Source organism: Oerskovia paurometabola (assembly GCF_016907365.1).
Taxonomy (GTDB): domain Bacteria; phylum Actinomycetota; class Actinomycetes; order Actinomycetales; family Cellulomonadaceae; genus Oerskovia; species Oerskovia paurometabola.
Genome location: NZ_JAFBBV010000001.1, coordinates 1,748,254 through 1,760,258, shown reverse-complemented (window position 1 = coordinate 1,760,258; position 12,005 = coordinate 1,748,254). Strand labels below are relative to the sequence as shown.

Below are 12,005 nucleotides of genomic sequence, written 5' to 3'. Positions count from 1 at the left end.
TAGACATCCATCGTCGGAGGGACGGTCGGAGGCCGACCGCCCCGATGTCCTCACCAGCCTGCTGCACGCGGCCGACGAACGCCACCGGGGACGCCGTGCAAGGACCTTCAGGAGTAGGTGTCCAGGACCGGGACCTCGTCCTGGTGCTCGCGGGCGATCCGCTGGTGGTGCCGGATGACCTCGCTCACGATGAACTCGCGGAACTGCTCGGCGAACGCCGGGTCCAGACCGGAGGACTCCGCGATGCTGGTGAGGCGGGCGATCTGCTGCTGGTCCCGGGCCGGGTCCGCGGGCGGCAGCCCACCCTGGGCCTTGAGCTCGCCGACCCTGCGCGTGAACTTGAAGCGCTCGGCGAGCAGGTGCATGAGAGCGGCGTCGATGTTGTCGATGCTCTCGCGGAGCCGGAGGATCTCGTCGGGGACGGGCTGCGGAGCCGTGGCGGGGGCGGGGTGCTCGCTCATCCGTCGATCCTAGGCTCGCGCCGGGGCCGGGCGAACCGGCCGACGGAACGTGGGACGCCCGGTACGCAGTAAAATCGGTCCTTGTCCCACCACTCAGCGGAGAGTAGACATGACCGAATTCGCGTCGCCGAGCCTCGTCGAGGTACCGACCACCAGCAGCATCAGCACGCTTCTCACCGACCGCGTCGAGCGCTCCGGGGACGACGCGGTGATCGAGCGACGCCTCACGCCGGGCGGCCCCTGGCAGCCCGTGAGCGCCCGTGCCTTCGACGACGACGTGGTCGAGGTGGCCCGCGGGCTCGTCGCGCGTGGGGTGCAGGCCGGCGACCGCGTCGCGATCATGTCCCGCACCCGGTACGAGTGGACGCTGCTCGACTTCGCGGTCTGGGCAGCGGGCGGCGTGCCCATCCCCGTCTACGAGACGTCCTCGGCCGACCAGGTCGAGTGGATCCTGTCGGACTCGGGCGTGAGCGTGGCCCTCGTCGAGACGGCCGCGCACGCCGCGATCGTCGAGAGCGTCCGCGAGCGGCTCCCGCTCCTGCGGGAGGTCCTCGTGATCGACGACGGCGCGGTCGACGACCTGCGTGCCGACGGCTCCGACGTGGCCCGCGACGAGATCGACGCGCGGCGCGCGGCGACCGGACGCGACGACCTCGCCACCATCATCTACACGTCGGGGGCCACCGGGCGCCCCAAGGGCGTCGAGCTCACGCACCTGAACTTCGTGCACCTGACCCGCAACGGCGTCGCCGGCCTCGCCGAGATCGTCGCGACGCCCGACGCCCGCACGCTGCTCTTCCTCCCGCTCGCGCACGTCTTCGCACGGTTCGTCCAGGTCGTGTGCATCGCCTCCCCCACCGCGGTCCTCGCGCACAGCTCCGACATCAAGAAGCTCGTCCCGGACCTCGGCTCGTTCAAGCCGACGTTCCTGCTCGCCGTCCCCCGCGTGTTCGAGAAGGTCTACAACGCCGCCGAGCAGAAGGCGGGCGCGGGCGCCAAGCGTCGCATCTTCCACTGGTCGGCCAAGGTCGCCATCACGTACTCGCGCGCGCTCGACTCGACCGGCGGACCCTCGGTCGTCCTCAAGGCGCAGCACGCGCTCGCGGACCGGCTCGTGTTCGGTGCGATGCGCTCGGCCCTCGGTGGCGACCTGACCCACTCGATCTCGGGCGGGGCTCCGCTGGGCGAACGCCTCGGCCACTTCTTCCGCGGCGTCGGGCTGACGATCCTCGAGGGCTACGGCCTCACCGAGACCACGGCTCCCTCGGCCGTGAACCTGCCCAGCCGCCTCAAGATCGGCACGGTCGGCCCCGCGTTCCCCGGTACGGCGCTCAAGGTCGACGCCGAGGGCGAGCTCTTCGTCAAGGGGGACCACGTCTTCCGCGGCTACCACAACCAGCCCGAGCTGACCGCAGAGGTCCTCCAGGACGGCTGGTTCCGCACGGGCGACCTCGCCTCGCTCGACGAGGACGGCTACCTGCGGATCACGGGGCGCAAGAAGGAGATCATCGTGACGGCGGGCGGGAAGAACGTCGCTCCCGCTCAGCTCGAGGACCGCCTGCGCGCCCACCCGCTCGTGAGCCAGGTCGTCGTGGTCGGCGACCAGCGCCCCTTCATCGGCGCCCTCGTCACGATCGACCCCGAGATGCTCCCCGGGTGGCTCACGACCCACGGGCTGCCGCCCATGGACGTCGCGACCGCCGCCACCGACCCGACCGTCCTCGCGGCCATCGACCGTGCCGTGACCCGCGCCAACGAGGCGGTCTCCCGCGCGGAGTCGATCCGCAAGATCCAGGTGCTCACGACCGACTTCACCGAGCAGAACGGCTATCTGACGCCGTCGCTCAAGGTCAAGCGCAACCTGGTGCTGCGCGACTTCACGTCGACGATCGACGACCTCTACGGCGCACCCGCGAACGCGGACGCCTGACGGGCGCGGTCAGCACGGCCCGGGTCCCGCCGACGGCGCCGTCCCGCGAAACGACGAAGGGCCCCGGAACCGAGGTTCCGGGGCCCTTCGTGCTCCCTGCGACCTACGCGCTCTTCTCGCGCGGCGCACGCTTGATCGCGGTGCGCGGGACGAGCGTCGGGTTGACGTTGTCGAGCACGGCCTCCCGGGTGATGACCACGCGCTCGACGTCGTCCCGGCTCGGGACGTCGAACATGGCCTGCTGGAGGACCTCCTCCATGATGGCGCGGAGCCCTCGGGCACCCGTGCCCCGCAGCAGCGCCTGGTCGGCGATCGCGCTGATCGCGTCGTCCTCGAACTCGAGCTCGACACCGTCGATCTGGAACATCCGCTGGTACTGCTTGACCAGCGCGTTCCGCGGCTCGGTCAGGATGCGCACGAGCGCCTCCTGGTCGAGCTTGGCGACCGACGTGATGATGGGCAGCCGCCCGATGAACTCGGGGATGAGACCGTACTTCTGCAGGTCCTCGGGGCGAACCTCGGCGAAGAGGTCGGCCTCCTCGTGCGAGTCCATGGGAGCCCCGAAGCCGACCCCGCGCTTGCGCGAGCGGGTGGCCACGATCTCGTCGAGCCCGGCGAACGCCCCTGCCACGATGAACAGGACGTTGGTCGTGTCGATCTGGATGAACTCCTGGTGCGGGTGCTTGCGCCCGCCCTGCGGAGGCACCGAAGCCGTGGTGCCCTCGATGATCTTGAGCAGGGCCTGCTGCACGCCCTCGCCCGACACGTCACGGGTGATCGACGGGTTCTCCGACTTGCGGGCGACCTTGTCGACCTCGTCGATGTAGATGATGCCCGTCTCGGCCTTCTTGACATCGTAGTCAGCGGCCTGGATGAGCTTGAGGAGGATGTTCTCGACGTCCTCGCCGACGTACCCCGCCTCCGTGAGCGCCGTGGCGTCCGCGATCGCGAACGGCACGTTGAGCATCTTCGCGAGCGTCTGCGCCAGGTACGTCTTGCCGGTGCCCGTGGGGCCGATCAGCAGGATGTTCGACTTGGCGATCTCCACCTGCGAGTCGTCCGAGGGGCGTGCGTGCTCCCCCGCCTGGATCCGCTTGTAGTGGTTGTAGACCGCCACTGCCAGCGCCCGCTTCGCGGCGTCCTGCCCGATGATGTACTGCTCGAGGAAGTCGAAGATCTCCCGCGGCTTGGGGAGCTCCACGAGCCCGAGCTCGGCCGCTTCCGACAGCTCTTCCTCGATGATCTCGTTGCAGAGCTCGATGCACTCGTCGCAGATGTACACGCCGGGGCCCGCGATGAGCTTCTTGACCTGCTTCTGGGACTTACCGCAGAAGGAACACTTCAGCAGGTCTGCACCATCTCCGATCCGAGCCACTACGAGCCTCCTAGCCTCGGTCTTGCTGCTGCGCCGGGACTGAGGCCCCCGCGATCTGGGACGACACGCGCCGACCTACCACCATTGCACACCACCGGGGGCCCGTTGTCAGCCGGGCACCCCGGTGGGTCGGGGGGAAATGTCGAGATCAGGGCTTGTTCTGGATGACCGGCTTGCGGCTCTCCAGGACCTGGTCGACCAGTCCGTACTCGAGGGCCTGCTTGGCCGTGAGGATCTTGTCGCGCTCGATGTCCTCACGGACCTGCTCGACGTCGCGCCCCGAGTGCATGGCCAGGGTGTCCTCGAGCCACTCGCGCATGCGGATGAGCTCGTTCGCGTGGATCTCGATGTCCGAGGCCTGGGCGTAGCCGCCGCCCTCCATCGCGGGCTGGTGGATCAGCACGCGGGCGTTGGGCAGCGCGAGGCGCTTGCCTGGCTGTCCGGCCGCGAGCAGCACGGCAGCGGCGGAGGCCGCCTGGCCGAGGCACACGGTCTGGATCTGCGGCTTGATGTACTGCATCGTGTCGTACAGCGCCGTCATGGCCGTGAACGAGCCGCCGGGCGAGTTGATGTAGAGGATGATGTCGCGGTCCGGGTCCTGGCTCTCCAGGACGAGGAGCTGCGCCATGACGTCGTCCGCGGACGCGTCGTCGACCTGGACGCCCAGGAAGATGATGCGGTCCTCGAACAGCTTGGTGTACGGGTCCTGGCGCTTGAAGCCGTAGGCCGTGCGCTCCTCGAACTGCGGGAGCACGTAGCGCGAGGACGGCGCACCGTGCGGGAGGGCGATGCCGCCGCCGGCGCCCGCGCCCGCGAGGCGCTGAGCGGTCGAGATGTACTGGGATTCCTGGCTTGCGTAGCTCAAGGTGTCTCCTCGGATGGGATCGTGGGTGGGGGGCCGGGGCGTCGGTGAGCTCAGCTGCTCGCCGTGCCGCCGCCACCCGTCACCGACGAAGCGTTCGTCACGACGTGGTCGATGAAGCCGTACTCGAGGGCTTCGGGCGCCGTGAACCAGCTGTCACGGTCGTTGTCCTTGAGGATCTTCTCGAGCGGCTGACCGGTCTGCTCGGCCGTGAGCTCGGAGAGCACCTTCTTCATGTGCATGATGAGCTGCGCGTTGATGCGCACGTCGGTCGCCGTGCCGCCGATGCCGCCCGAGGGCTGGTGCATCATGACGCGGGCGTGGGGCGTCGCGTAGCGCTTGCCCTTGGTGCCCGAGGAGAGCAGGAACTGCCCCATCGAGGCCGCCATGCCCATCGCGATGGTCGCGACGTCCGGCTGGATGTACTGCATGGTGTCGTAGATCGCCATGCCGGCCGTGATCGACCCGCCCGGCGAGTTGATGTAGAGCCAGATGTCCTTGTCGGGGTCCTCCGCGGCGAGCAGCATCATCTGGGCGCAGATGGCGTTCGCGTTCTCGTCGCGCACCTCCGAGCCCAACCAGATGATGCGCTCCTTGAGCAGCCGGTTGTAGATGGAGTCGTTCAGGCCGAGTCCCGGCCCCTCGGCTCGTGCCACCGGAAACTGATCGCTCACGTCCATCTCCTTCGTCGATCCCTCTGTCGCTCGCGACGCTCGAACGTCGCGGCTGGTCGGTTCCTCCGTCGTGGACGGACTCACCGTTGCTGTGACCCTAACGCGGGTGGGGAGCGGAAACCGTCCCGATTTCCGGGGTTTTCGCTGTGGGCGCAGGAAGGCGGCCCAGGTGCCCGACGACGTCCCCCGGCCACGTGCGACGGCCCCCACCTCCGCGGGGAGGTGGGGGCCGTCGTCGGGCTCGCTATGCCGTGACCGTGTCACGGCGCGGGAGGTCAGGCCTTGTCGGCGGCTGCCTCGTCCTCGGAGACGACCTCGATGCCCTCTTCGTCCGTGATGTCGGTGACGTCCTCACCGGCAGCGGCGGCCGCGGCGTCGGCGGCCGCGTCCTCCTCGTCCGAGCCGATGAACTCGCTCAGGTCCACGACGTTGCCCTCGGAGTCCTTGACCTCGACCTGGCGCAGGGCCACGGCGAGCGACTTCGAGCGGGCGACCTCGCCGACCATGGCGGGGATCTGACCGCCCTGGTCGAGCGACTGGATGAACTGGTTCGGGTCCATCCCGTACTGGCGCGAGGCGTTGACGAGGTAGTCCAGGAGCTCGTTCTGGGCGACCTTGATCTTCAGCTGCTCCGCGAGCGTGTCGAGGAGGATCTGGTTCTTGAGCGCGTTGGTCGCGTCGACCTCGACCTCGGCACGGTGCGCGTCGTCCTCGAGACGCCCCTCGGACTCGAGGTGACGGTGCACCTCGGCCTCGACGGCACCCTGGGGCACGGGGATCTCGGTGTTCTCGACGAGGTACTTGACGAGAGCGTCGCGCGCCTCGACGGCCTGGTTCGAGGTCTTGATGCTCGCGACCTGCTCGCGCAGGTCCGCCTTGAGCTCCTCGATCGTGTCGAACTCGGACGCGAGCTCGGCGAACTCGTCGTCGGCCTCGGGCAGGTCGCGCTGCTTGACCGAGGTGGCCGTGACGGTGACCTCGGACTCCTTGCCCTCGTGGTCGCCACCCGCGAGCGGCGCCTTGAAGGTCGTGGTCTCGCCGGCCGACAGGCCGGTCAGCGCCTCGTCGAGGCCCTCGAGCATGTTGCCCGAGCCGATCTGGTAGCTGATGCCGGAGACCGAGTCGATCTCCTCGTCGCCGATGACGGCCTTGAGGTCGATGACGACGAAGTCGCCCTCGGCGGCCGGACGGTCGACGCCGACCAGCGTGCCGAAGCGCTCGCGCAGCGCGTCGAGGCGCTCGGCGATGTCGTCGGCGGAGACCTCGGCGGCCTCGACCGTGAGCTTCACGGAGTCGAGCGCGGGGATCTCGATCTCCGGGCGGACCTCGACCGTGGCCGTGAAGTGCAGCGCACCCTCGGCGTCGAGCGGGACCTCGGTCACCTCGACGTCGGGCTGGCCGAGCGGGCGGATGCCCGTCTCGTTGACGGCCTGGCGGTAGAACCCGGAGAGGCCGTCGTTGATGGCGTGCTCGAGCACGGCAGCACGACCGACGCGCTGGTCGATGATGCGCGCGGGGATCTTGCCCTTGCGGAAGCCGGGGACGTTCACCTGCTCCGCGATGTGCTTGTAGGCGTGGTCGATGCTCGGCTTGAGCTCGTCGTACTCCACCTCGACGGTCAACTTGACCTTGGTGGGGTCCAGGGTCTCGACGGCGCTCTTCACTTCGATGATCTCCAACTGATCGGGGAGCCGACGTGCGGCAACGGGGTGCGTGCATGTCCCGCCGGTTGCAGCGGGACCTGTTCGAACGTTCATCGATCGGTGGCAGACGCTGGCGCCTGGCCGATCGCGTCGCCTCGAGCGGTGCGGCGGGAGCCTCGGAGGGCCTCCGCCGGAAAGGGCGCACGGACAACCCGTCCATGGTACGCCACACCTCGTGGGCGCAGGCGCGCCCGCTGCGCGACGCTCGCCCGGGCCGGCCTCGGAGCTCGGGCGAGCGTCGGGGCCGGGCCGGGCAGCACCCGGTCCGGCCCCGGGGCCGATCGGCCCGTCAGCCTCCGAGCGCGCTCGTCTCGACGAGCCGGCGTTCGAGCTCTGGACGCAGCGCCTCGACGGCCGTGGCCGTCAGGTGGCTGCCGTCCCGGTACAGCAGAAGGCCGCCGAGGACGGCCGGGCACCGATCTGCCTGCGCGCACACGACCCCGGAGACGTCGACGACCTCGACCCCCGGCACGTCGCCGAGCGCCACGTCGACGAGCAGGGGGTCGGCCGGCAGCGCCTGCGCCCGCGGGAACGAGCACTCCGCCCAGTCGTCGAGCGCCCCCGACACGCAGCTCGGGATGTCGACCCCGGGCGTCGGGGTGTCCCGCAGGTAGACCACGGGGACCCCCGCCGCGGCGAACCGCCCGAGGGTGCTCCCCCACGCCTGCTCCCTGCGGTCGGCGGCTGCCGCGCTCTCGAAGTACGCAGCGCTGGAGCCGACGATCACGACGTCGGCGCGCGCGGCGACCCGGTCGATCTGCACGTCACGCCACGACTCGCAGTGCTGCGACTCCTCGAGCATCGCCTGTGGCAGGTCGGCCGGCGTGCACCCACCCTTGGTCACGATCGACAGGTGCCATCCCTGCGCGATCGCGATGTCGCGCAGCGCCCCGCTCCACTGGAACGCCTTCGAGTCGCCGAACAGCACCACCTCCCGCCCACCGACCGGTCCGACGATGCACTCGGCGGGCCAGTCCGTCGACTCCAGGCCGAGCGACCCGAGGCACGGGGTCTCCCACGGCGGGGCGTCGAGCGCGGCCGTCGTCAGCCCGGGGGTCACCGGTCCCCCCGTCCGAGCGAGCGCGGCCGGGTCGAAGATCGTGTCGAGCCGCACGTGCGCCGACGCGTCCCCCTCGCCCTCCAGGCCCGCATACACGGCCGAGCCCGCACCGAGGCTCGCGGTGAGGGCGAGCACGACCCCCGTGAAGCCCACCGAGTAGCTCGCCGACGGCCGCAGGGCCACGACCTGCGAGCGCCGCAGCGGGGACTCGACCCCTTGCAGGACGAGCCAGGCCACACCGCCGGCGCCGAGGGTCAGCACCACGCGCTGCGGCCACGTGAGCGGGCCCCAGGCCGCGTCGGCCAGGACGAGCACGGGCCAGTGGACGAGGTACCAGGCGAAGGACAACCGCCCGACCGCCCTGACCGGTCGCAGCGCCAGCAGCTGGCCGACGCTCCCCCGTGCCGTCCGGACGGTCGCGGGCGCCGCGAGGAGCGCGACGGTCCCGAGCGTCGGCCAGAGCGCCGCGGTCCCCGGGAAGGGCGTGGACTCGTCGTAGGCCACGGCCGACCACACGACGACGCCGAGCCCGGCCCACCCGGCCAGGGTCCACACGACGCGCCGCGCGGCGAGGCGACCACGACCGACGACGACGCCGGACCCGAAGGGTGTGACGTCGTCGGGCCGGCGGAGCACGGCGGCCGCCAGGAGACCACCCAGCCCGAACTGCCACGCCCGGGTGAGCGGGGACATGTACGCGAGCGCCGGGTCGCTCGACGTGAGCACGGACGAGACGACGAAGGACGCGACCGTACCGGCCCCCAGGAGCGCGACCGCCCCGGGCAGCGGGCTGCGCCGCATACGCGCCGCGACCGCTCCGACGAGCGCGAGCAGCAGCGGCACCACGAGGTAGAACTGCTCCTCGACCGCGAGCGACCAGTAGTGCAGCACGGGGCTCGGCGCCGCCGCGGCCGCCATGTAGTCGGTCTCCTGCGCGATGAAGCGCAGGTTCGCGACCTGGAGCGCGCTCGCGACGACGTCGACCATGGTGTCCCGCGCTCGCAGCGGCGGTAGAACGAGCCAGGCCGCGAGCGCCGTCCCCGCCAGGACCACCGACGCGGCAGGCAGGATGCGGCGCGCTCGACCCGCGAAGAACGCGGGCAGCGCGATCCGCCCGCTCTCCGCCAGCTGCCGCAGCAGGATCCCCGTGATGAGGAACCCCGAGATCACGAAGAACACGTCGACCCCGACGTACCCGCCGAGCACGCCCGGGACCTCGGCGTGGAAGAGCAGGACCAGGACGACGGCGAGCGCGCGCAGCCCTTCGACGTCCCCCCGGAAGCCAGGCCGTCCTCGCCCGGTCGGGGCGCTCACAGCGCCTCGATCATGGGGTCGAAGACCCCGGCTGCGACGAGCCCCGCGAATCCGAGAGCCGCCGTGAGGGCGACGACCGCGGGCCACCGCAAGGAGCCGTACGGTCGGGGCGCCCTGGCCGCGCCGACGGGCACGTCCTCGGGGTCGCCCCCGCGGGCCGCGAGGTCCTGCGTCCCGCGTCCGGCGTCCGCGCTCATGCCCGGACCTCCGTCACGAGGGCTGCCGCGCGCACGGCGGCCCTCGTGGCCGGACGCTGCACGAGGACCTGGACCCCCGCCACGACGAGCGGCACCGAGACGTAGGCGTAGAAGGCGGCGAGCACGATCATGGCCCAGTAGCTGTCGAGGCCGTGGGCGGCGACTCCTCGGGCGATCCCCACGGTCCACGCGAGGGTCCCGACGACGAGCGTCGCCACCATGACGCGCGAGATGGTCCGCGCGAGGGCGCTCGACGACCCCTTGCCGCCCGTCGGGACCCAGCCCGCGTGGTGGCCGATCGTCGCGTGCGCCAGCACGACGAGGTGGCTGAAGCTCTGGGCCAGCTGGACCCGCAGGACCTCGGGGCGCCACCGGGTGCGGTGGACGACCGGGTACAGGACGAGCAGCACCCACAGGCTCGGGAGGAAGACCAGGAGGCTGGTCGGGCTGACCTGCTCGGGGTACCAGAAGCACATGACGACCGAGGGCACGTAGAGGTTGAGCGCGAACAGCGCCGTCTCGGAGTAGTAGACGAACCCTGCCCACACCGCGAGACGTTGGCGCCGGTCGAGACCGGCCCTGGCCTTGGCCCCGTCCGCGACGAGCGCGACCGAGCCGTTGGCCCAGCGGTACTGCTGCGTCAGGAACGGACCGAGCTCGTCGGGGCACAGCCCGCGTGCCAGGCGCACCGGGACGAAGCGGGTCACGAAGCCCGTGCGCAGCAGTCCGATCCCGGTGTACATGTCCTCGCTGTGGTCGATCTCGGGGAACCCGCCGATCGTGTCGAGCGCCGACCGGCGGTACAGGGCGTTGGTACCGCAGCAGACCGTGGCCCCGTAGCGGTCGCGGGACGGCTGGACCCAGCGGTAGAAGATCTCCTGGGTCGCGCCGGCCGTGCGCTGGAGCCATCCCATGCGCTCGTCGGTGTCGAAGTCCTGCGGGCTCTGGACGATGCCGACGGTCGGGTCGTCCAGGTACGGGACGAGGTGGCGCAGGAAGTCCGGCCGGGGGCAGAAGTCCGCGTCGAAGATGGCGATCACGTCCCCCTCGGTGACCGCGTAGGCCGACCGCAGGTTGCCGGCCTTCTTGAGGTGCCCCCGGTCGGGGCGCACCCGGTAGCGGAAACCGTGCCGGTCGGCCAGGTCCGCGACGAGCGGGTCGGCGCCGTCGTCGAGCACCCAGACCGACACCGCGCCGGGCCACTCGAGCCGTGCGACGTGACCGAAGGTGTTGTCGAGCACCTCGACGTCCTCGCCGCACACGGGCAGGTAGACGTCGATGCTCGGAGGGGCCTCGGACGTCCAGGCGGCGATCTTCCGCTCGTGCGAGGCGCGCGTGACGCGCCCCTTCGCGGTACCGGTCAGGAGCCACAGCGTGATGCTCACGAGGGTCAGCCCCACCGTGAGGTAGAGCCACCACAGCCACGGTGAGCGTGCGGCGAAGACGCACACCGCGACGAGGATCGGGAGCGTCGCCGCGACGCCGACGGGCTGGACCCAGCGCTGGACGCGTGCAAGGTCCTGGTAGACGTCCTCGTCGGCGGGAGGCGACGGCAGCGGGTGGTGTGTCCCCGTCGGCGGACGCGTCGGGGGTGCGGGGAGGCGCTCGGGCTCCGGTCCGGGAGCCGCGTCCGGGTGGAACAGTCGGCCCGACCGGTCGTGGGGAGACGGTGGCCGACCGGCCCGGGGCGGGGTGGGTCTCGTGCCGTGCAGCAGTGTCACAGGTGTTCTCCGCTTCGATACCAAGTGACGCCCGAGGGCGTGGGATGGCTCGCCGCGGCGACGCTGACTCGGCGGCAACCGGCCTGACGGCCGATATGGGAGGAACGCTAACGATTTAGAGGTGGCCGATCGTGACAAAACGACCAAAAGGGCCCGACCGTCTCATGCCATAAGACGGTTGGGGATGGTTTGTCAGATTGCTGCACGGGACAGCCCCTGTTTCACACGCGATCAGAGCCACCTGGTCGGGTTTGAGAGACTCGGCCCGCGTCGTCGCAGGTTCGCGTCGCCCCGTCGAGGGACAGCCGGGACGTGAGGTGCGTGGACGGGCGAGACGGCGACGGCTACGGGTTCGAGACAGCCGTCGACGCCGCGATCCAGGTGTCCTGAGCAGCCCAGGCCTACGGGACGCCGCCGTCGCACCGACGACGAAGGCCCGGAACCATCGCGGTTCCGGGCCTTCGTCACATGTCGGGGTGACAGGATTTGAACCTGCGACCTTCCGCTCCCAAAGCGGACGCGCTACCAACCTGCGCCACACCCCGAACGCGCCGTCGTCCGACGACGGCGACGACCGACCACGCCAGCGGGACGTCCCGCCGCACAGCATCGGCAACGGCCAAGTGTACGGGGTCCGGAGGGCCGCCTGGCGCCACCCCGGCCGACGGGCCACCGCGCCGACCAGCGCGGGCGCACCCACGAGCACCG

General features: G+C 70.9%; 9 protein-coding genes and 1 tRNA gene. 1 reads left to right on the top strand and 9 read right to left on the bottom strand.

Going from position 1 to position 12,005, the window contains the following annotated elements:
• Positions 1-107: 107 nt before the first annotated feature.
• The gene (locus JOD48_RS07915) at positions 108-461 is read right to left on the bottom strand and encodes a chorismate mutase (RefSeq protein WP_204808433.1); all 354 of its coding nucleotides are present in this window, start codon (positions 459-461) and stop codon (positions 108-110) included.
• Between the two features lie 109 nt (positions 462-570).
• On the opposite strand from JOD48_RS07915, the gene JOD48_RS07910 reads away from it, so the two are divergent.
• Positions 571-2,391, top strand: a complete 1,821-nt coding sequence (locus JOD48_RS07910) for an AMP-dependent synthetase/ligase (RefSeq protein ID WP_204808431.1) — start codon at positions 571-573, stop codon at positions 2,389-2,391.
• A gap of 103 nt (positions 2,392-2,494) precedes the next feature.
• Here the strand turns inward: JOD48_RS07910 and clpX are convergent, their stop codons facing one another.
• From clpX to JOD48_RS07870, 8 genes are all read right to left on the bottom strand, one after another.
• Positions 2,495-3,766: an ATP-dependent Clp protease ATP-binding subunit ClpX gene (gene clpX, locus JOD48_RS07905; RefSeq protein ID WP_191790543.1), complete on the bottom strand. Its 1,272-nt coding sequence runs from the start codon at positions 3,764-3,766 to the stop codon at positions 2,495-2,497.
• A gap of 148 nt (positions 3,767-3,914) precedes the next feature.
• Positions 3,915-4,631: an ATP-dependent Clp protease proteolytic subunit gene (locus JOD48_RS07900; protein ID WP_225226994.1), complete on the bottom strand. Its 717-nt coding sequence runs from the start codon at positions 4,629-4,631 to the stop codon at positions 3,915-3,917.
• A gap of 50 nt (positions 4,632-4,681) precedes the next feature.
• Positions 4,682-5,308: an ATP-dependent Clp protease proteolytic subunit gene (locus JOD48_RS07895; protein WP_030150966.1), complete on the bottom strand. Its 627-nt coding sequence runs from the start codon at positions 5,306-5,308 to the stop codon at positions 4,682-4,684.
• 269 nt (positions 5,309-5,577) lie between these two features.
• Entirely contained in the window at positions 5,578-6,966 is a 1,389-nt protein-coding gene (gene tig, locus JOD48_RS07890; protein WP_191790542.1) for a trigger factor, read from the bottom strand.
• Positions 6,967-7,294: 328 nt separating this feature from the next.
• On the bottom strand, positions 7,295-9,379 hold the full coding sequence (locus JOD48_RS07885; protein ID WP_204808429.1) for an acyltransferase family protein: 2,085 nt from the start codon (positions 9,377-9,379) through the stop codon (positions 7,295-7,297).
• On the bottom strand, positions 9,376-9,576 hold the full coding sequence (locus tag JOD48_RS07880) for a hypothetical protein (protein WP_191790540.1): 201 nt from the start codon (positions 9,574-9,576) through the stop codon (positions 9,376-9,378). Before JOD48_RS07880 ends, JOD48_RS07885 begins: the two co-directional genes overlap by 4 nt.
• A complete protein-coding gene (locus JOD48_RS07875) occupies positions 9,573-11,297 on the bottom strand; it encodes a glycosyltransferase family 2 protein (protein ID WP_204808427.1) in 1,725 nt (574 codons plus the stop codon). Before JOD48_RS07875 ends, JOD48_RS07880 begins: the two co-directional genes overlap by 4 nt.
• A 471-nt stretch (positions 11,298-11,768) precedes the next feature.
• A tRNA-Pro gene (locus tag JOD48_RS07870) sits at positions 11,769-11,842 on the bottom strand.
• Between the last annotated feature and the right edge of the window lie 163 nt (positions 11,843-12,005).

Excerpts from the sequence above, each read along its gene's own strand:
- JOD48_RS07880 (WP_191790540.1), bottom strand. The coding sequence starts at position 9,576 with ATGAGCGCGGACGCCGGACGCGGGACGCAGGACCTCGCGGCCCGCGGG.
- JOD48_RS07895 (WP_030150966.1), bottom strand. The coding sequence starts at position 5,308 with ATGGACGTGAGCGATCAGTTTCCGGTGGCACGAGCCGAGGGGCCGGGA.
- JOD48_RS07915 (WP_204808433.1), bottom strand. The coding sequence starts at position 461 with ATGAGCGAGCACCCCGCCCCCGCCACGGCTCCGCAGCCCGTCCCCGAC.
- JOD48_RS07910 (WP_204808431.1), top strand. The coding sequence starts at position 571 with ATGACCGAATTCGCGTCGCCGAGCCTCGTCGAGGTACCGACCACCAGC.